At 63.3% G+C, this 23,205-nt stretch carries 22 protein-coding genes; 14 read left to right on the top strand and 8 right to left on the bottom strand.

Features of this window, described 5'->3' with window-relative positions; all coding sequences use genetic code 11:
* Position 1: 1 nt before the first annotated feature.
* Positions 2–706, bottom strand: a complete 705-nt coding sequence (locus ACIQUG_RS18460) for a Crp/Fnr family transcriptional regulator (RefSeq protein ID WP_402323442.1) — start codon at positions 704–706, stop codon at positions 2–4.
* A gap of 263 nt (positions 707–969) precedes the next feature.
* Here ACIQUG_RS18460 and ACIQUG_RS18455 point away from each other — a divergent pair, with 263 nt between their 5' ends.
* Positions 970–1,392: a DoxX family protein gene (locus ACIQUG_RS18455; protein ID WP_043618888.1), complete on the top strand. Its 423-nt coding sequence runs from the start codon at positions 970–972 to the stop codon at positions 1,390–1,392.
* Between the two features lie 184 nt (positions 1,393–1,576).
* Here ACIQUG_RS18455 and ACIQUG_RS18450 read toward each other — a convergent pair whose 3' ends face one another.
* Complete coding sequence (locus tag ACIQUG_RS18450; RefSeq protein WP_402323441.1) at positions 1,577–2,005, bottom strand: RbsD/FucU family protein; 429 nt, start codon at positions 2,003–2,005, stop codon at positions 1,577–1,579.
* On the bottom strand, positions 2,005–3,237 hold the full coding sequence (locus tag ACIQUG_RS18445; RefSeq protein ID WP_402323440.1) for an ROK family transcriptional regulator: 1,233 nt from the start codon (positions 3,235–3,237) through the stop codon (positions 2,005–2,007). Before ACIQUG_RS18445 ends, ACIQUG_RS18450 begins: the two co-directional genes overlap by 1 nt.
* A 342-nt stretch (positions 3,238–3,579) precedes the next feature.
* Between ACIQUG_RS18445 and ACIQUG_RS18440 the strand changes: the two genes are divergently transcribed.
* The 7 genes from ACIQUG_RS18440 (at position 3,580) to ACIQUG_RS18410 (ending at position 10,351) form a co-directional block, all read left to right on the top strand.
* A complete protein-coding gene (locus tag ACIQUG_RS18440; RefSeq protein ID WP_402323439.1) occupies positions 3,580–4,605 on the top strand; it encodes a sugar ABC transporter substrate-binding protein in 1,026 nt (341 codons plus the stop codon).
* A gap of 198 nt (positions 4,606–4,803) precedes the next feature.
* Complete coding sequence (locus tag ACIQUG_RS18435; RefSeq protein WP_402323438.1) at positions 4,804–5,889, top strand: ABC transporter permease; 1,086 nt, start codon at positions 4,804–4,806, stop codon at positions 5,887–5,889.
* The gene (locus ACIQUG_RS18430) at positions 5,889–6,671 is read left to right on the top strand and encodes an ATP-binding cassette domain-containing protein (protein ID WP_043618874.1); all 783 of its coding nucleotides are present in this window, start codon (positions 5,889–5,891) and stop codon (positions 6,669–6,671) included. Before ACIQUG_RS18435 ends, ACIQUG_RS18430 begins: the two co-directional genes overlap by 1 nt.
* Positions 6,668–7,288, top strand: a complete 621-nt coding sequence (locus tag ACIQUG_RS18425; RefSeq protein WP_402323437.1) for a nucleoside triphosphate hydrolase — start codon at positions 6,668–6,670, stop codon at positions 7,286–7,288. Before ACIQUG_RS18430 ends, ACIQUG_RS18425 begins: the two co-directional genes overlap by 4 nt.
* A 186-nt stretch (positions 7,289–7,474) precedes the next feature.
* Positions 7,475–8,512, top strand: coding sequence for a dihydroorotase (gene pyrC / locus ACIQUG_RS18420; protein WP_402323436.1), 1,038 nt, complete (start codon positions 7,475–7,477; stop codon positions 8,510–8,512).
* Between the two features lie 128 nt (positions 8,513–8,640).
* Positions 8,641–9,333: an orotate phosphoribosyltransferase gene (locus ACIQUG_RS18415; protein ID WP_402323435.1), complete on the top strand. Its 693-nt coding sequence runs from the start codon at positions 8,641–8,643 to the stop codon at positions 9,331–9,333.
* Between the two features lie 91 nt (positions 9,334–9,424).
* Positions 9,425–10,351 carry a carbohydrate kinase gene (locus ACIQUG_RS18410; RefSeq protein WP_402323434.1) on the top strand — a complete coding sequence of 309 codons (927 nt, stop codon included), beginning with the start codon at positions 9,425–9,427 and terminating at the stop codon, positions 10,349–10,351.
* Positions 10,352–10,354: 3 nt separating this feature from the next.
* Here the strand turns inward: ACIQUG_RS18410 and ACIQUG_RS18405 are convergent, their stop codons facing one another.
* The 5 genes from ACIQUG_RS18405 to ACIQUG_RS18385 all read right to left on the bottom strand — a co-directional run bounded on the left by ACIQUG_RS18405 (position 10,355) and on the right by ACIQUG_RS18385 (position 15,353).
* Complete coding sequence (locus ACIQUG_RS18405; protein ID WP_034797229.1) at positions 10,355–10,567, bottom strand: helix-turn-helix transcriptional regulator; 213 nt, start codon at positions 10,565–10,567, stop codon at positions 10,355–10,357.
* Positions 10,568–10,570: 3 nt separating this feature from the next.
* Complete coding sequence (locus tag ACIQUG_RS18400) at positions 10,571–11,125, bottom strand: DUF2975 domain-containing protein (RefSeq protein ID WP_402323433.1); 555 nt, start codon at positions 11,123–11,125, stop codon at positions 10,571–10,573.
* 135 nt (positions 11,126–11,260) lie between these two features.
* Entirely contained in the window at positions 11,261–11,734 is a 474-nt protein-coding gene (locus tag ACIQUG_RS18395) for a hypothetical protein (protein ID WP_402323432.1), read from the bottom strand.
* Positions 11,735–11,887: 153 nt separating this feature from the next.
* Positions 11,888–13,513: a glucose-6-phosphate isomerase gene (gene pgi, locus ACIQUG_RS18390; RefSeq protein ID WP_402323431.1), complete on the bottom strand. Its 1,626-nt coding sequence runs from the start codon at positions 13,511–13,513 to the stop codon at positions 11,888–11,890.
* Positions 13,514–13,652: 139 nt separating this feature from the next.
* On the bottom strand, positions 13,653–15,353 hold the full coding sequence (locus tag ACIQUG_RS18385; RefSeq protein ID WP_402323430.1) for a long-chain fatty acid--CoA ligase: 1,701 nt from the start codon (positions 15,351–15,353) through the stop codon (positions 13,653–13,655).
* A gap of 349 nt (positions 15,354–15,702) precedes the next feature.
* Between ACIQUG_RS18385 and ACIQUG_RS18380 the strand changes: the two genes are divergently transcribed.
* The 6 genes from ACIQUG_RS18380 to kdpC all read left to right on the top strand — a co-directional run bounded on the left by ACIQUG_RS18380 (position 15,703) and on the right by kdpC (position 23,186).
* Positions 15,703–16,926, top strand: a complete 1,224-nt coding sequence (locus tag ACIQUG_RS18380; RefSeq protein WP_246810618.1) for an MFS transporter — start codon at positions 15,703–15,705, stop codon at positions 16,924–16,926.
* 188 nt (positions 16,927–17,114) lie between these two features.
* Positions 17,115–18,275: an AI-2E family transporter gene (locus ACIQUG_RS18375; protein WP_043618916.1), complete on the top strand. Its 1,161-nt coding sequence runs from the start codon at positions 17,115–17,117 to the stop codon at positions 18,273–18,275.
* Between the two features lie 327 nt (positions 18,276–18,602).
* Positions 18,603–18,689 carry a K(+)-transporting ATPase subunit F gene (gene kdpF / locus ACIQUG_RS18370; RefSeq protein ID WP_402323745.1) on the top strand — a complete coding sequence of 29 codons (87 nt, stop codon included), beginning with the start codon at positions 18,603–18,605 and terminating at the stop codon, positions 18,687–18,689.
* An 85-nt stretch (positions 18,690–18,774) separates the two neighbouring features.
* On the top strand, positions 18,775–20,484 hold the full coding sequence (kdpA, locus tag ACIQUG_RS18365; protein WP_402323429.1) for a potassium-transporting ATPase subunit KdpA: 1,710 nt from the start codon (positions 18,775–18,777) through the stop codon (positions 20,482–20,484).
* A 12-nt stretch (positions 20,485–20,496) separates the two neighbouring features.
* Positions 20,497–22,614 carry a potassium-transporting ATPase subunit KdpB gene (gene kdpB, locus ACIQUG_RS18360; RefSeq protein ID WP_402323428.1) on the top strand — a complete coding sequence of 706 codons (2,118 nt, stop codon included), beginning with the start codon at positions 20,497–20,499 and terminating at the stop codon, positions 22,612–22,614.
* Between the two features lie 2 nt (positions 22,615–22,616).
* The gene (gene kdpC / locus ACIQUG_RS18355) at positions 22,617–23,186 is read left to right on the top strand and encodes a potassium-transporting ATPase subunit KdpC (RefSeq protein WP_402323427.1); all 570 of its coding nucleotides are present in this window, start codon (positions 22,617–22,619) and stop codon (positions 23,184–23,186) included.
* The last annotated feature ends 19 nt before the right edge of the window (positions 23,187–23,205 follow it).

The raw sequence follows: 23,205 nt of genomic DNA, 5'->3' as shown, positions 1-23,205 counted from the left end.
TCTAGCCCTCCTCGGGGTCAGCAATGCTCTGCAGGCGGCCAACCTTGCAGGCGATGATGCCTTCGTTGCGCTTGATCGCGCCGCTTTCCTCCAGCCATTGGATGGCGCGGTTCACCTTTGGCCGGCTGGCGCCGAGCACGCCGGCGATATCCGTTTGGCTCATGGTCAGCCTTAGATTGGCGCTTTCCGGCAATTCGTTGCCGTGGATCTGCCGGAGCGTCGCGAGGAAGAAGCGCGCCACCCGGGCGTTGAGGTCGTAAAGCGCGATGGTTTCCAGCCGCTCGGTCGTGTCGCGAAGCTGGGCACAGAGAAAGCGGATGACCGCTTCGGCCGCTTCGGGGCGATTGGTGACGATTTCGAGAAAGGCCTTCTTGCCGATCACATAGCCTTCGGACGCGGTCATGGTCGTCGCATCGGCCGAACGGGTCTGGCCGTCGAGCACTGCCATCTCGCCGAAGATCGCGCCGGCTTCGTGCTGGCGCAGCATGAGCTCGCGTCCCTGCGGCGTGATCAGCGACAGCTTGATGCGCCCGGAGATGACGACAATCATGTAATTGCCTTCGTCGCCGCGCTGGAAGATCACGGTGCCGGCCGGCCACTTCCGGTAGGTTGCGATATCCGCAAGCTCGGCGATCGTGCTCTTGTCGAATTCTTCAAAAATCGGAAACGAGCGCCAGAATGTCGGGCTCCGGTTGATTTCGTTCATGTCATGCCCCCGCGCGGCGTTCCCCAGCCGCGCCGAAATTCTTTGCCCAGCCGCTGCGTCCTTGCAACAGAAAAGAACGGCGCGCCGTCGTTGTGGTCCCGCATTGCCTTGCAGTTCTGCGTCGAGAACCGGTCGGTAGAAGGTTGACGATGGGTCGTAGCCGTTTCATTTTTGTGAACGATCTGTCGCTTGCGGAGCGGCTAGATGATTTTGAGAATGCTGATACTTCTGTTGTCAACAACCGTTTCTCACAGGAGCCTTCCATGCCTCAGAATGTTGCCGTCCTCGTCGGACGCATCCTGCTTTCTATCATGTTCATCATGTCCGGTTTCAGCAAGCTGATGGATCCCTCGGGCACCGCCCAGATGATCACCGGCGCCGGCTGGCCGGCTCCGACCGTGCTTGCCTATCTCGCAGGTCTCTTCGAGCTTGTTGCCGGTCTCGCCGTCCTCGTCGGCTTCCAGACGAAGATTGCTGCCTATCTGCTCGCCGCCTTCAGCCTGGTCACCGCCTTTGCCTTCCACAGCGGCGCGATCAATGTTCCGAACTTCCCGCCGGAAGCCAATGGCCTGCTCACCGTCTTCAACGGCCTGATGATGATGAAGAACGTTGCGATCGCCGGCGGCTTCCTGGTGCTCGGTGCTTTCGGCCCCGGCGCGCTGTCGGTCGACAAGCGCGGCGCCTGAGGCTTGGTCTCACCGCAATAACAAAAGCCCGCCGTCCATCGGCGGGCTTTTTGCGTTTGAACAGGGTCGGAGTGGGATGCGTGCGGAAAACAGCGCACACTTCTCCTCATCGCGTTCTCGGCGCGTTCGGTCTTTGATTTTCGCATGTCGCGCAAAACCGCTGCGCGACTTTGCGCGACATGCTCTAGGGATAGATCACGCCCTTGCGCAGGATGACGTTGCCGTAAAGTCGAGGCTCGCTGGTCTGCACGACCGTATGGGCGGCTCGAACGCGCGGATAGAAATCGGCGCCGAGCAGGGGAACGACGTGGCGGTTCGGCTCGTGCCTGCCGCAGCACGCGACGATCTCCTGGTGGACGGGATCGAGCGCGTCCTTGTCCTGTTTGACCGTTGCCCGGAAGATCGCGTCGGCCACGAAATCGTCGATCGGCAAGACGCTCAAGATGGCGTCGAGCACCGGGATCAGCCCATGCCCGTCGAGCCGCACGAGCCGGCGCGCATGTTCCTGGCCGGGATAGTTGCCATCCACCAGCGCGATCTCGTCGCCGTGGCCCATCGCCCGCAGCGTTGCGAGCAGTTCCGGACTGAGGATCGGGTTTAGGCCTTTCAGCATCAGCCGAGCTCCTTGAAGAGGACATTGGTGTCGAGCAGGTAGCGGGAAAAGAGCGGCAGGCTCGCGCCGCCGATGGCGCGCGCGTGGCTGCCGACCATGCCTTCCACCAGTTCGGGAATGGTCACGCCCTGAAGGTCGAGGTCGTAGAGCGCCTTGCGGGTGGCGGAAAGCAGCCGCGCCCGCACCCAGGGCGGGAAGCCGCCGTCGATGACGACGGCGGAGAAGTCGACGATCGAGACGGCTGACACCACCGCCTGGGCAAGGGCTGCGCCGCAATCCTCGATCCAGATATCGAGCGGCTCGCCGAAATCGATCCAGTCGTCGGCCGAATACCAAAGCGGTCGCGGATCGATGCCGCGCTCGCGCAGGAGGTTCTCGAGCACGAAGACCGAGGCGATCTTGAGCAACTGGATGGTCTTGCCGTCCTTGCCCGAGACCGGCAGCGGGCCGACGGCGCCGGCCGTGCCGGTGCGTCCGGAAAAGAGCGCGGAGTTCAGCACGACGCCGCCGCCGATGAACGAGCCGATGTAGAAATAGACGAAATCCGGATAGCTGGCGCCGACGCCGAAGGCGAGTTCTGCGCCGCAGGCGCTGGTGCCGTCGTTCTGCAGGAAAACCGGATAGGTGGTGCGGGCCGCGACCGCCGCCTGCAGGTCGACGTCGCGCCACTTGTTCATCTCTTCGCGCGGCGCGCCCACTTCCTCCGCCCAGTTCCAGAGCTCGAAGGGCGTGGCGATGCCGATGCCGGCAATGCGCTTGCGCTGATCGGGGCCAAGCTGCTGCTCGAGCTTTGCCATGCCCGAAATGATGAAATCGACGAGGTCGCCGGGCAGCGGATAGGGGTGCACATGGTGCAGATGCAGACGGATGGTGCCGACGAAATCCATCAGCACCAGATCGGCGCTGCGTCGGCCGATCTTGACGCCGAAGGAATAGACCGCGTCCGGATTGAGCCGCATCGGCGTCGAGGGCTGCCCGACCTTGCCTCTGACGGGATCGCCCTTGACCAGAAGGCCGTCGCTTTCGAGCGCCCGCATGATCACCGAAACGGTCTGCGCCGATAGGCCGGAGCGCCGGGCAATGTCGGCCTTGGAGAGGCCGCCGTGGCGCCGGACAAGCGACATGACCAGCCGCTCGTTATAGGCGCGCACACGCGTCTGGTTGGCACCGCCGCTCGGGTCGATGACTTCAGGTTGCGTCGGTCCCCGGTCGGGGCCGTCTGTCAGTGACATGCCACCGTCTCCTCCCGTTGGCATTGGATCATGTGCGCAGGATGCAGGCGGAAACCGCATGGGGCATTCCCCATCCCGTTCTGCTGCCCGCTTGGCGCAGGTCTCTTGTTTCCACTTGTCGCGGCTCTGTCAATTTGATCGGCGCGCCAATCCTCCGGTGGTGCGCCTTGATCCCAAGAATGCCACATCGAAATAATAATTCAATTTGATTTATTTATTGACACCCCGGAATTTTAGTGTTTGTTTTTATCTCGGAAGCGCCAATTGCAGCGGAGGAGAATGCTGCGCTGGCGTGGCCTGGGCCGGTCCGCCGGCACGATTTTCAATCCTTGGGAGGATTTCATGAGGAAGACTGTTCTTTCCGCCGCCTTTGGCGCGCTGTCGCTTGGCGTCGTCTTCGCCGCACCGGCACAGGCTGCCGATGTCAGCGCCTGCCTGATTACCAAGACCGACACCAACCCCTTCTTCGTCAAGATGAAGGAGGGCGCCACCGCCAAGGCCAAGGAACTCGGCGTGACGCTGAAGGCCTATGCCGGCAAGATCGACGGCGACCATGACAGCCAGGTGGCCGCCATCGAATCCTGCATCGCCGATGGCGCAAAGGGCATCCTGATTGCCGCCTCCGACACCAAGGCGATCGTCGATCAGGTGAAGAAGGCGCAGGAAGCCGGTCTGCTCGTGATCGCGCTCGACACCCCGCTCGATCCGGCGACCGCAGCCGATGCGACCTTTGCCACCGACAACCTGCTCGCCGGCAAGCTGATCGGCCAGTGGGCCGCCGCCACCATGGGCGAGGGCGCCAAGACCGCCAAGGTCGGCTTCCTCGACCTGACGCCGTCGCAGCCGACGGTCGACGTTCTGCGCGACCAGGGCTTCATGATGGGCTTCGGCATCGATACGAAGGATCCGAACAAGATCGGCGATGAGGATGATCCGCGCATCGTCGGCCACGACGTCACCAACGGCAACGAGGAAGGCGGCCGCAAGGCCATGGAAAACCTTCTGCAGAAGGATCCCGACATCAACGTCATCCACACGATCAACGAGCCGGCCGCCGTCGGCGCCTACCAGGCGCTGAAGGCCGTGGGCAAGGAAAAGGACGTGCTCATCGTCTCGGTCGACGGCGGTTGCCCGGGCGTCAAGTCGGTCGCCGAAGGCGTCATCGGCGCGACCTCGCAGCAGTACCCGCTGATGATGGCGGCCCTCGGCATCGAGGCGATCAAGAAGTTCGCCGACACCGGTGAAAAGCCGAAGCCGACCGAAGGCAAGGACTTCTTCGACACCGGCGTTTCGCTGGTCACCGACAAGCCGGCCGCCGGCGTCGAATCGATCGACACCAAGGTCGGTACGGAGAAGTGCTGGGGCTGATTGCTCGGCCTTGCGGTCACGATGACAATGCAACGCAAGGGCGGCCCCGGCCGCCCTTCGCGTAAGCGCCGATGTCTTTGACAAGGCGACGAAAACCGCGCAGCTTTTGTAAGAGTGCTATTGCCCGCGTCTTGGTGGGCGGGCTGTGCACGACACCATCGCAACCCCTTGGGAGTGGGGTTCACGGGAGGAAGGTCCATGGGCGAGCCCAACACAGCCGCACAGCCATCCCAGGAATTCGAAAAAGTCCTGGTCAACAGTTCGACGCAGGTCGCGTCGTTCGACACGCATGACAAGACCGCGATCCAGAAGATCCAGCATTTCCTGCATTCGACCCCGGCCGCCGTGCCGTTCATCGTGCTGGTTGCGGCGATCCTGATCTTCGGCATTGCCATCGGCGGGAAGTTCTTCTCGTCCTACACGCTGACCCTGATCCTGCAGCAGATCGCCATCGTCGGCATCCTCGGCGCCGCGCAGACGCTGGTGATCCTGACCGCCGGCATCGACCTTTCGATCGGCGTCATCATGGTGCTATCGGCTGTCATCATGGGCAATTGCGCCGTGACCTACGGCCTTCCCGCCCCGATCGCGATCTTCCTCGGCTTCGTCGTTGGCGGTGCCTGCGGCTTCCTCAACGGCTTCCTCGTCTCCAGGGTCAAGCTTCCGCCGTTCATCGTCACGCTCGGCACCTGGTACGTGATCATGTCGACGAACTTCATCTACTCGGCCAATGCGACGATCCGCGAAGCGGACGTGACGGCCGTCACCCAGATGCTCCACGTCTTCGGTTTCAGCTTCAAGGTGGGCTCCGCCGTCTTCACGCTCGGCGTGGTGATGATGGTCGTGCTGGTCTTCGGCCTCTGGTATGCCCTCAACCACACCGCCTGGGGACGACACCTCTATGCCGTCGGCGATGATCCGGAAGCGGCCAAGCTCTCCGGTATCCGTACCAGCCGTGTCCTGCTCAGCGCCTATACGCTCGCCGGGCTGATCGCAGCGCTTGCCGCCTGGGTCTCGATCGGCCGCAACGGCTCGATTTCGCCATCCGCGGCCGTCACCGACTACAACCTCCAGGCCATCACAGCAGCGGTGATCGGCGGCATCTCGCTCTTCGGCGGACGTGGATCGATCCTTGGAACCCTGATCGGCGCGATGATCGTCGGTGTCGTCTCCATGGGTCTCAACATGCTGGGCGCCGACCCGCAATGGAAGGTCTTCCTCACCGGCGTGCTGATCATCACCGCCGTCGCAATCGACCAATGGATCAGAAAGGTAGCAGGCTGATGGCCCAGGAACCCATTCTCACCGCCCGCGGTCTGGTCAAGCGTTACGGCCGTGTCACCGCTCTCGACCAAGCCGATTTCGATCTCTATCCCGGCGAAATTCTCGCCGTGATCGGTGACAACGGCGCCGGAAAATCCTCGATGATCAAGGCGATTTCGGGTGCGATCCATCCTGACGAAGGGGAGATCAAGCTCGAGGGGCAGACGGTCAACTTCCGGTCGCCGATGGACGCGCGCGCCGCCGGCATCGAGACGGTCTACCAGAACCTGGCGCTGTCGCCGGCGCTGTCGATCGCCGACAACATGTTCCTCGGTCGCGAGATCCGTAAACCCGGCATCATGGGCAAGCTCTTCCGCACCCTCGATCGCTCGGCGATGGAGCAGAAGGCACGGGCAAAGCTCTCCGAGCTTGGACTGATGACCATCCAGAACATCAACCAGGCGGTGGAAACGCTCTCGGGCGGCCAGCGCCAGGGCGTTGCCGTGGCGCGCGCCGCGGCCTTCGGCTCCAAGGTGGTGATCATGGACGAGCCGACCGCGGCACTCGGCGTCAAGGAGAGCCGGCGCGTGCTGGAGCTGATCCTTGACGTGCGCGCCCGCGGCCTGCCGATCGTCTTGATCTCGCACAACATGCCGCATGTGTTCGAGGTGGCCGACCGCATCCACGTGCACCGTCTCGGCAAGCGTCTCTGCGTCATCAATCCGAAGGAGCACACGATGTCGGATGCGGTTGCCTTCATGACCGGGGCGAAGGAGCCGCCGCGCGAGGCCCTTGCGGCATGAACGTCGAGCCGATCGCCAACGAAATTCTGAAACGGGCGGCCGGTGCCGCCCGCTTCGTCGTCGCCATCGCCGGGCCGCCCGGTGCCGGCAAGTCGACGCTGGCCGAGGCGGTGACCGAAACCCTGGTTGCCGGCGGCGAAAAGGCGGCGGTGCTGCCGATGGACGGTTTCCACATGGACAATGCCGTTCTCGAGGAAAAAGGTCTGCTCCCACGCAAGGGGTCGCCGGAGACCTTCGACGTCAGGGCTTTTCTTTCGACGGTCGCAGCCGTCCGTGCCAATGACGGCGAGGTGTTGGTTCCGGTCTTCGACCGCTCGCGCGAGATCGCGATCGCCTCGGCCCGGATCGTCGCGCCCGAAACCCGCATCATCCTGGTGGAGGGCAATTACCTGCTGCTCGACGAGGCGCCTTGGACGGGGCTCGAAGGCGCCTTCGATTTCTCGATCTTCATCAACCCCGGCGTCGAGGAACTGGAGCGGCGGCTTCTAAAACGCTGGTACGATCACGGCTATGACGAGGAGGCGGCAAAGCGCAAGGCCCTTGGCAACGACATCCCGAACGCGCATCGGGTGGTGGAGCGTCAGCGGGCTGCCGATCTGGTGCTTGCGGATTTCTGAGCGATGGCCGGATTGCGGATTGTGTTTGCGGGCGCATTGGTGATATCGAGACGCGGTTCCACCACATGAGAAACCGCCCGCCACCCGCGCACCCGCCGGCTCGCAAAGCCGCGCGCGCGGATCGGGCGCGAGCCCGGGGCTGCGGTTTTCCGTCTGCGCCTGCTCTGACCTAGGAGAACGCTGACCATGCAAGACCTCGTTATCCGCCGCCCGGATGATTGGCACCTTCACCTGCGCGACGGCGACATGCTGAAGGGCGTCATTGCCGATACCAGCCGCCATTTCGCCCGCGCGATCATCATGCCCAACCTTGTGCCGCCGGTCGTCACCACCGCAGACGCCTCCGCCTATCGCGAACGCATCGTCTCGGCGATCCCGGCCGGGGACCGGTTCGAGCCGCTGATGACGCTCTACCTGACCGCAGGCACCAATCCCGACGACGTCGAGGCCGGCCACAACAGCGGCCTCGTCAAGGCGGTCAAGCTATACCCAGCAGGTGCGACGACCAACTCGCACAGCGGCGTGCGCAACATCGACGAGGCGATGCCGGTCTTGGAGCGTATGGCAAAGATCGGCCTGCCGCTCTGCGTGCATGGCGAAGTCACGAGCGCGGATGTCGATATCTTCGACCGTGAAGCCGTATTCATCGAGACCGTTCTCGACCCCTTGCGCCAGCGCCTGCCGGAACTGAAGGTGACGATGGAGCATGTCACCACCAAGGACGGCATCGACTACATCAAGGCGTCGAAAGCGAACCTTGCAGGTTCGATCACCACCCATCACCTGATCATCAACCGCAACGCCATTCTCGTTGGCGGGATCAAGCCGCATTACTACTGCCTGCCGGTTGCCAAGCGCGAGAACCACCGTCTCGCACTGCGCGCGGCCGCGGTCTCCGGCGACAAGCGCTTCTTCCTCGGCACGGACTCCGCACCACACGTCGATCCGCTGAAGGAATGCGCCTGCGGCTGCGCCGGCATCTACACCTCGATCAACACCATGAGCTGCCTGGCGCATGTGTTCGAGGAGGAAAGCGCGCTCGACACGCTCGAAGCCTTCGCCTCGCTGAACGGCCCCGCCTGGTATGGCCTGCCGGTGAACGAGGAAACGATCACGCTGCGCAAGCAGGCCGAGGCCGTCACCTATCCGAAGAAGATCGAGACCGGCGCCGGTACGGTCACTGTTTTCGATCCGATGTTCCCGCTGCACTGGGCCGTCGTTTGATCGCAACTGCATAATTCCCTGGATCGGATGGATCCAAAGGCAAAATTATGCAGCAGTTGAAGATGTTACAGCGACCTTTGCGCGGCTGAACAGACGCGCGGCGCTGCAGAGAATTGAAGGAGAGTTTGATGTTTTCCAATGCGTTCACCGACAAAGCCGTCATGGCAGAGCTGGTCGCCAAGATGCTCTGGGAGATCAAGGCGGTGCATTTCAGCGCCGACAAGCCCTACAAGCTGTCGTCTGGCATGGCGAGCCCTGTTTATATCGACTGCCGCAAGCTGATTTCCTATCCGCGCATCCGCTCGGCGGTGATGGATTTTGCCGCCGCATCGATCCTGCGCGAAGCCGGTTTTGAGAAGTTCGACGTGGTTGCAGGCGGTGAAACCGCCGGCATTCCCTTCGCCGCGATGCTTGCCGAGCGCCTCGGCCTGCCGATGATCTATGTGCGCAAGGCGCCGAAGGGCCACGGCCGCAACGCCCAGATCGAGGGCCATATGCCGGAAGGCGCCCGCGTCCTCGTCATCGAAGACCTGACGACGGCCGGCGGTTCGATGTTCAAGTTCATCGATGCAATTCGTGCGGCCGGCGGCGTCGTCGACCATGGCATTGCGCTCTTCTACTACGACATCTTCCCGGAAGCGGTCGGCGAGATGAAGGGCAAGGGCGTCGACCTGCACTGGATCGCCACCTGGCGCAACGTGCTTGCGGTCGCCCGCGAGCAGAAGCTGTTCGACGAAAAAACGCTCAGTGAGGTCGAGGCCTTCCTCAATGCGCCGCTCGCCTGGTCGGGCCGCAACGGCGGCGTCAGCGCGCTGGCGTAATATCTGGCGAGGCCCCGGTCTGCCGGGGCCTCGCCGCGTCTTGAGATACGCTTTTTAAATCGATTGAAAATCTGTTGAGGAGGATAAGCCGATGATCGTATGCTGCGGAGAAGCGCTGATCGACATGCTGCCGCGGGACACGACCGCGGGCGAGAGCGCCTTTGCGCCCTATGCCGGCGGCGCAATCTTCAACACGGCGATCGCCCTTGGTCGCCTCGGCATCCAGACCGGCTTCTTCACCGGCCTCTCCGACGACATGTTCGGCGATATCCTGCGCGAGACGCTGAAGGCGGCCAATGTCGATTTCGGCCCCTGCGCGACGCTGTCGCTGCACACGACGCTCGCCTTCGTCAAGCTGGTCAACGGCCACGCGAGCTACGCCTTCTTCGACGAAAACACTGCCGGCCGCATGATCACGTCAGAGCATCTGCCGGCGCTTGGCGACTTCTGCGAGGCGCTGCACTTCGGCGCGATCAGCCTGATCCCCGAGCCCTGCGGCTCGACCTATGAAGCGCTGATGACGCGCGAGCATGAGAAGCGGGTGATTTCCTTCGACCCGAACATCCGGCCCGGCTTCATCAAGGACAGGGAAGCGCACCTCGCCCGCATGAACCGCATGGCGGCGATGTCGGATATCATCAAGTTCTCCGACGAGGATCTTGCCTGGTTCGGCATGGAAGGCAGCCACGACGATCTCGCCGCCGAATGGCTGAGACGCGGCCCGAAGCTGGTGCTGATCACCAAGGGCGCCGATGGTGCCGTCGGCTACACCGCCCGTCACAAGGTCGAAGTTGCCGGTGAGCGGGTGACGGTGGTCGATACCGTTGGCGCCGGTGACACGTTCGATGCCGGCGTACTGGCATCGCTCAAGCTGGCCGGCCTCCTGAGCAAGGCAGATGTTGCAGATCTCACTGAGACCGCCGTCCGCAATGCGCTGGCGCTCGGCGCCAAGGCGGCAGCCGTCACTGTCTCGCGAGCCGGTGCCAACCCGCCGTGGAAGCACGAAATCGGTCTTTGATCGTCAGTCCGGATCCGGGCGGTACTCCAGGATATCGCCCGGCTGGCAGTCGAGCGCTGCGCAGATCTTTTCCAGCGTGTCGAAGCGCACGCCCTTCACCTTTCCCGATTTCAACAGCGAGATGTTCTGCTCGGTGATCCCCACCTGCTCGGCAAGATCGCGTGAACGAACCTTGCGTTTCGCCAGCATCACATCGAGATTGACGACGATCGGCATGCGTTAGACGAAGCTCCTGTTCTCCGCTTCGATCCCCGACGCGATGACCATGACGTGGCCCAGTCCGACGACCAGGCCCGCCATCAATAGCACGATCATCGTGCCGCCGTTGATGTCGAACATCACCGCATGCCCCGTGGCGCCCGGATTGTCATAGGTTACGGCCAATATGCCGATCCCATTGCTGACGGTCATGCACAGCGAACCGAAAAGGGCGGTGAGGCCCACCCGCCGCAACAGCACGCCGTTGCGGCTCGAGAGGATTTCTCCACGCTGGAAGCTGTCGAAAAGCTGCCAGGCGAATGCCAGGCCGGCAATGACAAGCGCGTTGTTGAGCGCGGCCAGGAAGACGACGGTCCCGATGGCGCGATAGGACAGCGTGATCACCTCGACACGGGGGAAGACGATGTCGCGAACGCCCTGCTCGAAGCCTTGCCGGTCGAAGAAGATCTGCCAATGGGTGTAGACGACCGCCGAACAGAACAACGCTCCGCACAAAATGATCATGAGTTTCATCAAGCGGCTGAGCTTGCGCAGCCTCTCGGCGGAGTTCGTCATAACAAGCCCTTTATCGTTTCACTTGTGTTTTTATCGTAAAACAATAAATAATGGCCGTCAATTGTGATGTTGGTTTGTGACGAGGCTGAACGAGCACGGGCGGCCTCGCCCTCTCAGGCGCAAGGGAGGCACGCCCTAGGAGCGGATTGCCCAGGTCGCTGCAGCGGTATCGAGCCTGAATTTTGCAGAGTTCTGGATCGAAGACGTGATGCAGAGCATAGAGTCGATCTTGTTCATTTGACGGATGAGTTCGAGATATCTCGCTTGCTCATTCGAATTGAGCTGCTCCGCGTTCGCCATGATCCAAGGGATAATTTCGCGAGAGGCCTCTTCCGGTGGCGTGTCCTTTGCCGTCAGCAGCATCGATCGCGTGAATGTCCGCGCCGCCAGTGTTTTGACCGGTTGCGTGCTGTGGCGGAACGGCATGCTCGTCAGTGGGCATCCCTCCATCGCCCGTTCGACGTGGGACTGAACGAGATCGGGGCTCTCTTCGAATAGGGAAACATAGGTCGCGGCAAAAGGCGTCTTGTCATCATTCGAGATGACATAGGCGCCTGAAGCGCCTATCGCCAAAAGTGCGGCCGCAAGGATAGCTATACGCATCAACACTATCCGTTGCGTGTACAGCTACAGGTAAATGCGATAAGAATCGGCTAAGAAATAATGCTGCCTTTGATTATGCGTCTGCCAAGGCCCGTGGCCCGGTGCGCCGAAAGGCTGCGCGGAAGGCGCGATCTGCACCCTCCGCGCTCAGCGTTTGGTCTAATGCGCAGCCTTCAGCAGTGCTGCCACCAACCCTGCCGTGGACGAATCGTGACCTTCGGCACTTTCCTTGCCTTCGACGACCGGAAGCAGTCCGGTCGCCAGTTCCTTGCCGAGTTCGACGCCCCACTGGTCGAAGGAGTTGATGTTGAAGAGTGCGCCCTCGACGAAGACGCGGTGCTCGTAAAGCGCGATCAGGCGACCGAGCGCGAAGGGGTCGAGCTGGTCGTAAACGATCGTCAGCGACGGACGGTTGCCGGTGAAGACGCGGTGCGGGGCAATCTTGTCGGCCTTGGCGTCTGCCATGCCCTTGGCGGTCAGCTGTGCCTTGGCTTCCGCGAGCGTGCGGCCCTTCATCAGCGCTTCCGACTGGGCCAGGCAATTGGCGATCAAAAGCTCGTGCTGGTGGCGCAGGTTCTTCTCGTGACCGTTGGCGGCGATCATGAACTCGGCCGGAATGACGTCCGTGCCCTGGTGGATCAGCTGGTAGAAGGCATGCTGGCCGTTGGTGCCGGGCTCGCCCCAAACGACCGGTCCTGTCGAATACTCGACCGGTGTGCTGTCGAGCGTCACGGCCTTGCCGTTCGATTCCATATCGAGCTGCTGCAGGTAGGCGGGAAAACGCGACAGGCGCTGGTCATAGGGCAGGATCGCGCGCGAGGGATAGCCGAGCACATTGCGGTGGTAGAAGCCGAGGAGGCCGAGCAGGACCGGAATGTTCTCACGGATCGGGGCGGTGCGGAAATGCTCGTCGATGGCATGGCCGCCATCGAGGAAGCGGCCGAAATTCTCCTTGCCGACCGCGATCATCAGCGGCAGGCCGATCGCCGACCAGATCGAGTAGCGCCCACCGACCCAATCCCAGAAGCCGAAGACGCGGGCCTGGTCGATGCCGAAGGCGGCGACCTTGTCGAGCGCGGTCGAAACGGCAGCGAAGTGATGGCCGACGGCAGCCTCGCCGAGCTTGCTGGCGATGAAGGCGCGGGCGGTCGCCGCATTGGTCATCGTCTCGATGGTGGTGAAGGTCTTCGAGGCGATGATGAAGAGCGAGGTTTCCGGATCGACCAGCTTCAGCGTATCGGCAATATGGGCGCCATCGATGTTGGAAACGAAGTGCAGGCGCGGGCCGTCGTGGAACGGCGCGAGCGCCAGTGTCGCCATGACCGGGCCGAGGTCGGAGCCGCCGATGCCGATGTTGACGACGTCGGTGATCTTCTTGCCGGTCGCACCTTTCAGCGCGCCCGAGCGGATACCGTCGGCAAAGGCGCCCATGGCGGCAAGCACGCCGTTGACGTCGGGCATCACGTCCTTGCCGTCGACGAAGATCGGTCGGTTGCTGCGGTTGCGTAGCGCCGTGTGCAGGACGGCGCGCTCCTCGGTGATGTTGATGATATCGCCGCGGAACATGGCGTCCCGCTTCTCCTCGACCTTGGCGGCCTTGGCGAGCGCCTCGAGGCCATCCAGCACCTTGTCGTTGACGGCGCATTTCGAATAGTCGAGCAGCAGGTCGCCGAGCGTGGTGCTGAAGCGCGCGAAACGTTCTGCGTCTGCGGCGAAGGCCGCGCGGATATCGGTTGCGTTGGTTTCAGCGGCGGTTGCTTTGAGTTGGTCGACAAGCGCTTTCATCGCGGGGCTCCTTGGTCGGACAGGGGTGTCGGACAATCGCCTGCGTAGCTATTCGCTTTAAGTGGACCAAATCAAGACTGGAAAACCGCCGAAGTGGCGGTTTTCAGGATTTTTTAAATCGTTTGAATTTTGGAGTAGTTTACCCGCGCAGGTCCTTGCGCAGGATCTTGCCGACATTGGTCTTCGGCAGTTCGGTGCGGAATTCGACGAAACGCGGGCGCTTGTAATTGGTGAGGTTGGCGGCGCAGTGGCGCTTGACCTCTTCTTCCGTCAGTGCCGCGTCCCTCTTGACCACGAAGAGCTTCACCGCTTCGCCGGAATGCTCGTCCGGAATGCCGATCGCCGCGCATTCGAGGATGCCGGGATGGGTCATCGCCACTTCCTCGATCTCGTTGGGGAAGACGTTGAAGCCGGAGACCAGGATCATGTCCTTCTTGCGGTCGACGATCTTGACGAGGCCGTCGGCGTTCATGAAGCCGATGTCGCCCGAGCGGAAGAAGCCATCCGGCGAGATCGCCTTGGCCGTCTCGTCCGGCCGCTGCCAGTAGCCGGCCATCACCTGCGGTCCGCGGATGCAGATTTCGCCGACTTCGCCGATCGCCAGCGTATTGCCCTGGTCGTCGCGGATCTCGACGTCGGTGGACGGGATCGGCATGCCGATCGTGCCGGTGAACTCGGTCGCGTCGAGGATGTTGGCCGTTGCCACCGGCGAGGTCTCCGACAGGCCGTAGCCTTCGGCGATCGAGCAGCCGGTCATCTGCTTCCAGCGTTCGGCGACCGGGCGCTGGATCGCCATGCCGCCGCCGAAGGTCAGCATCAGCGACGAGAAGTCGAGCTTCTGGAACTCCGCATTGTTCATCAGCGCGTTGAACAGCGTGTTGAGGCCCGGGAAGATGTTTGTCCTGTGCTTGCTGAGTTCCTTGACGAAGCCCGGAATGTCACGCGGATTGGGGATCAGGATATTGTTGCCGCCGGTGGCAAGGCCCATCAGCGAATTCACCGTCAGCGCGAAGATATGGTAGAGCGGCAGCGCGCACATGAAGACGAGATTGTCTGGCCGGGCCCTCGAGCGGAACGCCGTCTGGAACCAGATTTCCATCTGCGCCATGTTCGACAAAAGGTTCGAATGGGTGAGCGTCGCCCCCTTCGAGACGCCAGTCGTCCCGCCGGTATATTGCAGGAAGGCGACGTCGCTGGCGGCGACATTGGGCTTGGTCAGCGTGCTGCGCCCACCCTTGGCAAGCACGTCCTTGAATGAAAGGTGTCCCGGGATCGACCAGGCCGGAACGAGCTTCTTGACGCGGCGGACCACCAGGTTGACGATCGCGCCCTTGAGGCCGAGCATGTCGCCCATGGTCGCGACGACGACGTGCTTGACCGAGGTCTTGTCGACCACCTGCTGCACGGTATGGGCGAAATTCTCCAGAACGAAGATCGCCTTGGCGCCCGAGTCGACCAACTGGTGCTGCAGCTCGCGCGGCGTGTAGAGGGGGTTGACGTTGACGACGGTGAAGCCGGCTCTGAGGATGCCGTAGACGATCACCGGGTTCTGCAGAATGTTCGGCATCATCACCGCGACGCGGTCGCCCTTGGCAAGGCCGAGTGATTGCAGCCAGGCGCCGATCCGCGCGGACTGGGCGTTGAGATCGGCAAAGGTGAGCGTCTTGCCCATGCAGGTGAAGGCCGGGCGGCTCGAATAGCGGGCCACGGCATGGTCGAAGAATTCGCCGATCGACTTGTAGGGCAGGGGGCCAATTTCGCCGGCTATTCCGGCTGGGTAGGATTTCAGCCAGATCTTGCCTGGGCTGATACCCGTCTGTTGTGCGCTGACTTCCGCCATGACCTCTCTCCCTCTGGTCGCCACAGGCTGGCCTGATCGCGGCCTGAGAAAATCCCTCCCGATCCTCTCACGCCGATGAAGATGATGCTTTTGCGACACCTCTTCAAGCTGAGATTCGGGATTATATAACTTTGACGTAAACGTCAACCGAGCTTACGGTTAACAGGCCTCTGCGGGCCTCGCGAAAAAGTATGACGAGAACCGCAAAAGCTTTGCCTGCCGCGGGAAAAACCTGTATTGCATTGCAGCATATCCCTGTTGGTCCAATCCAACATCCGTCGACATATCCCCCAGATTTTTCTCCGGCCGCAAGGCACGGCGACACTGGCCCTTGCCCATGAGTGATCCCATGTGTGACGAAGCCTTCACCTCTGCCGTCGATCCGCGCCGGGCCCGCGTGTCCGCCGCCGAAGTGGCGCTCGCCGTCGGCGGCTTCGGCATCGGTACCGGCGAGTTCGCCATCATGGGTCTGCTGCCGCAGGTCGCCGAAGACGTATCGGTCTCGGTACCCCAGGCCGGCGCTGTCATCAGCGCCTATGCACTCGGCGTCGTCGTCGGTGCGCCGCTGATCGCGGTGCTTGCCGCTCGCTTCTCGCGCTTCCGGGTGCTTCTGGTCCTGATGCTGGTTTTTGCCGTCGGCAACTTCGCGAGCGCCATCGCTCCGGATTTCTACACGCTGATTGCCGCGCGCTTCTTCGCCGGCCTGCCGCACGGCGCCTATTTCGGCGTCGCTGCCCTGGTGGCGGCGGGCCTTGCCGCGCCGAACCAGCGGGCCCGCGCCGTCGGGCGCGTGATGATGGGGCTGACCATCGCCACGCTCTTCGGCACGCCGCTCGTCGCCTGGTTCGGCCAGGCGCTCGGCTGGCGCTCCGCCTTTGCCATTGTCGGTGCCATCAGCCTCCTGACCATGGCGCTCACCTTCGCCCACGTGCCGCGGGACAAGGGCAACCCGAAGGCGACGCCGCTTCGCGAACTGGGGGCGCTCGGCAAGCTGCAGGTCTGGCTGATGCTCGGCATCTGCGCCATCGGCTGCGGCGGCATGTTCGCCGTCTTCAGCTACATCACGCCGGCGCTGACCGAAGTCGCGGGTGTTTCGCTTGGCAATGTGCCGATCATGCTTTCGGTGTTCGGTGCCGGCATGATCCTCGGCAACATCGTCGGGGCACGGCTTGCCGACTGGGCGCTGATGCCGGCGATCGGCATCGCCATCGCCTTCAACATCTTCGCCTATGTGCTTTTCTATTTCACCATGGGCAATCCGTGGATCGCCATCGTCAACGTACTCTTCATCGGCGGCGGCTTTGCCGTCGTCCCGGGCGTACAGACGCGGCTGATGGATGTCGCCGGCGAGGCCCAGACGCTGGCTGCCGCCCTTAGCCACTCCGCCTTCAATCTCGCCAATGCGCTTGGCGCCTGGCTCGGTGGTGTTTCGATTGCCGCCGGTTACGGCTGGACCTCCACCGGTCTCGTCGGTGCCGTTCTCGGCGTCGCCGGCTTCGGCATCTTTCTCGCTTCAGTCTTCGTCGATCGCGCACAGCCTGCGCGTATGGCTGCAAAACCTGCGGCGGAATGACCGGCTTTATCGAAAGAAAGCCAGGGGCTCTTGAACCCTCCTAAATTTTTCTGTCATGTCCCGCCGCTAGCGTCGACCACGGCCCTGAAACTACCGTAAAGCAGGGGCAAAGGGGCGGCGCGCGGCGCCAGACAGGCTGGCAAGGCCTCGGGTTTGTTGTAAAGTCGTCGAAAGACGGAGGATCATTGGTGCAATTGGGCAATCGCGAACGAGAGAATTTTGCCGTGGAGCCGCGGCTCCTTGGGCAAACCGCTATTTCGCGCCATGCCCTTGTCGGCCCTATGACCGCTGCCCGCTGGATGCTGGTCTTCGTTCTGCTTGCCGGCGTCTACTTCTTCCATGGTTTCGTCGTTCCGGTTCTGGCCGCCGTCGTCATCGGTTTTGCCAGCTGGCCGATCTATCGCCGGCTGCTCGCCGGTGTGAACGGCAACCGGACGCTGGCCGCCACCATCGCGATCGTCTGCGTCATTTCCTTCATCGTCGTGCCGATCTCGATCGCTGCCGTTTATGCAGTCGACGAGGTGCGCGACTGGGTCGTCTGGGCGGTCGAGACCAATGCCAATGGTGCCGTGGTGCCCGCCTGGCTGTCCGGTATCCCGGTTGCCGGCGCCTGGCTCGGCGAACAATGGGTCAAGCATATCGGCCATCCGGGTGCGCTCGGCGAACTCGTCCAGCTCGTCAGCGGCTCCAACATCGGCAATATCTATCGTGGCGTGCTGGTCGTGGGTGCATCGACGTTCCATGCCTTCCTGACGCTGCTGTTCATGATGATCACGCTGTTCTTCGTCTATCGCGACGGCCAGTCCTTCTCCGGCCAGCTCGACAAGCTCGGCGAGCGCATCTTCCCGATGCGCTGGGAGCGGCTGTCGCGGGTCGTGCCGCTGACGATCAGCTCCACGGTCACCGGCATGGGCATCATCGCCATCGGCGAGGGCATCGTGCTCGGCGTCGCCTACTGGCTTGCCGGCGTGCCGTCGCCGGTCACCCTCGGCATCATCACCGGCCTGATGGCGCTGATCCCGGGCGGCGCGCCGCTCTGCTTCACGCTGGTCTCGGTCTATCTTGTTGCCAGCGGTTCGCCCGTTCACGGCCTGGCGCTGTTCACCTGGGGCACGACCGAACTCTTCATCGTCGACAAGACGCTGCGCCCGCGCCTCGTCGGCGGCCCGATCAAGCTTCCCTTCCTGCCGACCTTCTTCGGCCTCGTCGGCGGCGTGAAGACCATGGGCTTCCTCGGCCTCTTCGTCGGCCCGGTGCTGATGGCGCTGCTCGTTGCCATCTGGCGCGAATGGATGCGCGAAGTCACCGCGCCCACCGAAACGAGCGTGAACCACATCATCAAGGGCTAGGCGTCACGCCAAGCCGGCGGTCGCGGACGTGCGGTCGCCCTGGATCTGTCCGGCATCTCGCTGATAGGCCGATAACGACCGGATCCCGCGCTTATGAAGATCGCATTCCGCCTTCGGTAGCGGACCCTGGCGGGCGTCTTTATCTTTTCCTTATGCCGCCTTCCGACCATCGCAATCGATAATTGACCCGTTGCGGATGCACACTCCGGACCTCAACAGTCCGGAGAATTTGCATGTCCGATGTTCTTTTTCTTGCCGCCGGCATCGGCGGCTTTGTCGTGTTCGCGCTTTATGCGCGCGCGCTGAGCCGGCTTTAGGGAGGGCGTCATGATTGAAGCCCTGCTCGGTCTTGCCGTCGCTGTCGCGCTTGCGGCCTACCTCGTCGTCACCCTCGTTCGCCCGGAACGGTTCTGACCCGGTCGACGGGATCGGACCCGTTGGCCGTTCGCATCAGCCGGGCGCCGTCGCGCCGTCCGGCCGCCCTTAGCGGAGTAATCTCATGTCTATCATCGGGTGGCTGCAGATCAGCCTCCTCTTCATCGCCGTCCTGATCGTCATCAAGCCGTTGGGGCTTTACATGGCGCGGGTCTTCTCCGGTGAACGCAACGTCTTTTCGCCCGTCCTCGGCCCCGTCGAACGCGGCCTTTATCTTGCCGCCGGCGTCGATCCGAAGAAGGAGCAGGGCTGGCTCGCCTATACGATGTCGATGCTTGCCTTCAGCCTCGCGGGCTTCGTCTCGCTCTACGCGATCCTCCGGCTGCAAGCCTATCTGCCGATGAACCCGCAAGGCTTCTCGGGCATGCCGTCCGACCTCGCCTTCAACACGGCGGTCAGCTTCGTCACCAACACCAACTGGCAGAACTACGGCGGCGAAACCACGCTCAGCCATTTCAGCCAGATGGCCGGGCTCACGGTGCATAACTTCGTCTCGGCTGCGACCGGCATCGCCATGGCGCTCGCCGTCACCCGCGCCTTCGCCCGCTCGAACGCTTCGACCGTCGGCAATTTCTGGGTCGATCTCACCCGCTCGACGCTTTACGTGCTCCTGCCGATTGCCGTCGTCATGGCGCTTGCCATGGTCTGGAGCGGCCTGCCGCAGACCTTCCACGCCGATCTCACCGCTACCACGCTCGAAGGCGCCAAGCAGACGATCTCAGTCGGCCCGGTCGCAAGCCAGGAAGCGATCAAACAACTCGGCACCAATGGCGGCGGCTTCTTCAACGTCAACGCTGCCCATCCGTTCGAAAACCCGACGGCCTTTTCCAATTATCTCAACATCTTCTCGATGCTGTCGATCTCGGCGGCGCTCGTCTACACCTTCGGCCAGATGGTCGGCAACCGCCGCCAGGGCTGGGCCTTCATCGCCGTCACCGGCATCCTTTTGATCTCAGGCGTCGCGATCGTTTACTGGGCTGAAGCCCAGGGCAACCCGATCCTGACCGCCCTTGGCCTCGATGCCGCCCAGGGCAACATGGAGGGCAAGGAAGTTCGCTTCGGCCAGGCGATGACCGCGCTCTATGCGGCTGTCACGACGGGCCTGTCGGATGGCGGCGTCAACGGCATGCACGGCTCGCTGACGGGCCTCGGCGGTCTCGTGCCGATGTTCCTGATGCAGCTTGGCGAAGTCCTGCCGGGTGGCGTCGGTTCCGGTCTCTACGGCATGGTCGTCTTTGCGATCCTTGCCGTCTTCGTTGCCGGCCTGATGGTCGGCCGCACGCCGGAACTGCTCGGCAAGAAGATCGAAAGCCGCGAGATGAAATACGCGATGTTCGCCGTCCTCATCCTGCCGGCAACGATCCTCGGCTTTGCCGCCGTCTCCGCGATGCTGCCCTTTGCCGTCGCCAGCATCGGCACGGCGGGTCCGCATGGCCTGTCGGAAATCCTCTATGCCTTCACGTCGGCGGCCGGCAACAACGGCTCGGCTTTCGGCGGGCTCACCGGCAACACGCCCTGGTACAACACCACCCTTGGGTTCGCGATGTTGCTCGGCCGCTTCGCCTATGCCGTTCCGGTGATGGCGATCGCCGGCTCGATCGCGGTCAAGACCCGCGTACCGGCCTCCAAGGGGACCTTCCCGACCGACACGCCGCTCTTCGTCGGCCTGCTCGTCGGCATCATCCTCATTCTCGGCGGGCTGCAGTTCTTCCCGGCGCTCGCTCTCGGTCCCATCGTCGAGCATCTCTCGATGCTTGCCGGTCAGACCTTCTAAAGGAATTCGCACATGTCTTCCAAACCAGTTGCTCCCAGTCTTCTGGACCCGGCCATTCTTCTGCCGGCAATCAAGGCGGCCTTCGTCAAGCTCGACCCGCGCCAGCTCGTGCGCAATCCGGTGATCTTCGTCACCGAAGTGGTCGCCGCCGTTGTCACCGGCCTCTTCGTCCGCGATCTCGTAACCGGCGGCGGAAGCGCGCTCTTTTCTGGTCAGATCGCTGCCTGGCTCTGGTTCACCGTGCTCTTCGCCACCTTTGCCGAGGCCGTCGCCGAAGGCCGCGGCAAGGCCCAGGCCGACAGCCTGCGCCGTACCAAGTCCGAGCTGACGGCGCGCAAGCTCGTCGCCGACGAAGGCCGTGAGACCCAGACGATCCCGGCGACATCGCTCAAGGTCGGCGACCTCGTGCTTGTCGAGGCCGGCGAACTGATCCCCGGCGACGGTGAAGTCGTCGAAGGCGTCGCTTCCGTCAACGAGAGCGCCATCACCGGTGAATCCGCGCCCGTCATCCGCGAATCCGGTGGCGACCGCTCGGCCGTAACCGGCGGCACGCAGGTGCTGTCCGACTGGATCAAGGTCCGCATTGGCGTCGCCCCCGGCGACACCTTCGTCGACCGCATGATCGCTCTGATCGAGGGTGCCCAGCGCCAGAAGACCCCGAACGAGATCGCCCTTTCGATCCTGCTTTCTGGCCTGACGCTGATCTTCCTCGTCGCCGTCGTCACGCTCTGGGGCCTTGCCGGTTATTCCGGTACCGTTCTCTCGGTCACCGTGCTGGCCGCCCTGCTCGTAACGCTGATCCCGACCACCATCGGTGGCCTGCTTTCGGCGATCGGCATCGCCGGCATGGACCGTCTGGTCCGTTTCAACGTCATCGCCACCTCTGGCCGCGCTGTCGAGGCTGCCGGCGACGTCGATACGCTGCTGCTCGACAAGACCGGCACCATCACCTTCGGCAACCGCATGGCCGCCGACTTCATGCCGGTGCCGGGCGTTACCGAGGCCGAGCTTGCCGATGCCGCACTGCTTGCAAGCCTTGCCGACGAGACGCCCGAGGGCCGCTCGATCGCAGCCCTTGCCACCGGCGAATTCGGCCGCCAGGCGCCAGATGTGTCGCTGCCCGCGTCCGACAAGGGCGAGGTCCTGGCGCTCGCCGTCGGCGGCGGCGCAAGCCGGGCCGGTGCGACCCGGATCGACGCGGTCATTCCCTTCGCTGCGGAAACGAGGCTTTCGGGCGTAGACTTCGGCGGGCGCCGGCTGCGCAAGGGTGCCGTCGACTCGATCCTGAAGTTCACCGGCATCCGCGACGAGAACGTGCCGAACGAGTTTCGCCGCGCCGTCGACCAGGTGGCCCGCACCGGCGGCACCCCGCTTGCCGTCGCCGACGGTCCGCGCCTGCTCGGCGTCATCCACCTGAAGGATGTGGTCAAGCCCGGCATCAAGGAACGCTTCGCCGCCCTTCGCGCCATGGGCATCCGCACGGTCATGGTCACCGGCGACAACCCGGTGACTGCGGCAGCCATCGCGTCCGAAGCCGGCGTCGACGACTTCCTCGCCGAAGCCACCCCCGAGGACAAGCTTGGCTACATCCGCAAGGAACAGCAGGGCGGTCGTCTCATCGCCATGTGCGGCGACGGCACCAACGACGCGCCGGCGCTCGCCCAGGCCGATGTCGGCGTCGCCATGCAGACCGGGACGCAGGCCGCCCGCGAGGCCGCCAACATGGTGGACCTCGATTCCAGTCCGACGAAACTCATCGAGATCGTCGAGATCGGCAAGCAGCTGCTGATGACCCGCGGTTCGTTGACGACCTTTTCGATCGCCAACGACGTGGCGAAGTACTTCGCCATCATCCCGGCGCTGTTCATCACCACCTATCCGGCCCTGGCCGCGCTCAACGTCATGGGCCTAGCCTCGCCGCAGTCGGCGATCCTGTCGGCGGTGATCTTCAACGCGCTCATCATCGTCGCGCTGATCCCGCTGGCGCTGAAGGGCGTCAAATACCGGCCGGTCGGTGCGGCAGCCCTTCTGCGCCGCAACCTGCTCGTCTACGGCCTCGGCGGCATTGTCCTGCCCTTCGCCGGCATCAAGCTCGTCGACCTTGCCGTCAACGCACTCAATCTGGTGTAATCATGCTGAATCAACTTCGCCCCGCCATCGTGATGATCGTGCTTTTGACCGCGATCACCGGCCTTGCCTATCCCTTCGCCATCACCGGCGCCTCCCAGGTGTTGATGCCCGCCCAGGCAAATGGCAGCCTCATCGAAAAGGACGGCGCCGTCATCGGCTCCGCCCTCATCGGCCAGAATTTCACCTCCGACAAGTATTTCTGGCCGCGGCCCTCCGCGACCGGTCCGGAAGCCTACAATGCCGGGGCGTCGAGCGGCTCCAACCTCGGCACCACCTCGGTCAAGCTGAAGGATCGCGTTGCAGCCGATGTCGAGCGGCTGAAGGCAGTCGGCGTCAACGGTGAAATTCCGGCGGATGCGGCGACCACGTCAGGCTCCGGTCTCGACCCGCACATTACGCCGGCCTTTGCCGAAGCCCAGGTTGCCCGCGTCGCCAAGGCGCGGGGCCTGAGCGAAGCGGACGTCGCCGGCCTGGTTTCCAGGGCGACGGAGGAACGGCTGTTCGGGGTCGTAGGCGAGCCGCGCGTCAATGTGCTAGAACTCAACCTGGCCCTTGATGCGCCCCGAACCTGATTCCTCACGCCTGAGATCA

Origin of the sequence: Ensifer sp. NPDC090286 (assembly GCF_044769565.1) — a bacterium.
In the GTDB taxonomy this organism is placed as follows: domain Bacteria; phylum Pseudomonadota; class Alphaproteobacteria; order Rhizobiales; family Rhizobiaceae; genus Ensifer.
Note: the sequence above shows the minus strand (reverse complement) of the source record. Positions and strands in the feature narration are given on the sequence as shown.

What these genes read in the sequence shown, in the direction of transcription:
- ACIQUG_RS18460 (WP_402323442.1), bottom strand. Translation starts at nt 706, where the DNA reads ATGAACGAAATCAACCGGAGCCCGACATTCTGGCGCTCGTTTCCGATT.
- ACIQUG_RS18455 (WP_043618888.1), top strand. Translation starts at nt 970, where the DNA reads ATGCCTCAGAATGTTGCCGTCCTCGTCGGACGCATCCTGCTTTCTATC.
- ACIQUG_RS18450 (WP_402323441.1), bottom strand. Translation starts at nt 2,005, where the DNA reads ATGCTGAAAGGCCTAAACCCGATCCTCAGTCCGGAACTGCTCGCAACG.
- ACIQUG_RS18445 (WP_402323440.1), bottom strand. Translation starts at nt 3,237, where the DNA reads ATGTCACTGACAGACGGCCCCGACCGGGGACCGACGCAACCTGAAGTC.
- ACIQUG_RS18440 (WP_402323439.1), top strand. Translation starts at nt 3,580, where the DNA reads ATGAGGAAGACTGTTCTTTCCGCCGCCTTTGGCGCGCTGTCGCTTGGC.
- ACIQUG_RS18435 (WP_402323438.1), top strand. Translation starts at nt 4,804, where the DNA reads ATGGGCGAGCCCAACACAGCCGCACAGCCATCCCAGGAATTCGAAAAA.
- ACIQUG_RS18430 (WP_043618874.1), top strand. Translation starts at nt 5,889, where the DNA reads ATGGCCCAGGAACCCATTCTCACCGCCCGCGGTCTGGTCAAGCGTTAC.
- ACIQUG_RS18425 (WP_402323437.1), top strand. Translation starts at nt 6,668, where the DNA reads ATGAACGTCGAGCCGATCGCCAACGAAATTCTGAAACGGGCGGCCGGT.
- pyrC (WP_402323436.1), top strand. Translation starts at nt 7,475, where the DNA reads ATGCAAGACCTCGTTATCCGCCGCCCGGATGATTGGCACCTTCACCTG.
- ACIQUG_RS18415 (WP_402323435.1), top strand. Translation starts at nt 8,641, where the DNA reads ATGTTTTCCAATGCGTTCACCGACAAAGCCGTCATGGCAGAGCTGGTC.
- ACIQUG_RS18410 (WP_402323434.1), top strand. Translation starts at nt 9,425, where the DNA reads ATGATCGTATGCTGCGGAGAAGCGCTGATCGACATGCTGCCGCGGGAC.
- ACIQUG_RS18405 (WP_034797229.1), bottom strand. Translation starts at nt 10,567, where the DNA reads ATGCCGATCGTCGTCAATCTCGATGTGATGCTGGCGAAACGCAAGGTT.
- ACIQUG_RS18400 (WP_402323433.1), bottom strand. Translation starts at nt 11,125, where the DNA reads ATGACGAACTCCGCCGAGAGGCTGCGCAAGCTCAGCCGCTTGATGAAA.
- pgi (WP_402323431.1), bottom strand. Translation starts at nt 13,513, where the DNA reads ATGAAAGCGCTTGTCGACCAACTCAAAGCAACCGCCGCTGAAACCAAC.
- ACIQUG_RS18385 (WP_402323430.1), bottom strand. Translation starts at nt 15,353, where the DNA reads ATGGCGGAAGTCAGCGCACAACAGACGGGTATCAGCCCAGGCAAGATC.
- ACIQUG_RS18380 (WP_246810618.1), top strand. Translation starts at nt 15,703, where the DNA reads ATGTGTGACGAAGCCTTCACCTCTGCCGTCGATCCGCGCCGGGCCCGC.
- kdpF (WP_402323745.1), top strand. Translation starts at nt 18,603, where the DNA reads ATGATTGAAGCCCTGCTCGGTCTTGCCGTCGCTGTCGCGCTTGCGGCC.
- kdpA (WP_402323429.1), top strand. Translation starts at nt 18,775, where the DNA reads ATGTCTATCATCGGGTGGCTGCAGATCAGCCTCCTCTTCATCGCCGTC.
- kdpB (WP_402323428.1), top strand. Translation starts at nt 20,497, where the DNA reads ATGTCTTCCAAACCAGTTGCTCCCAGTCTTCTGGACCCGGCCATTCTT.
- kdpC (WP_402323427.1), top strand. Translation starts at nt 22,617, where the DNA reads ATGCTGAATCAACTTCGCCCCGCCATCGTGATGATCGTGCTTTTGACC.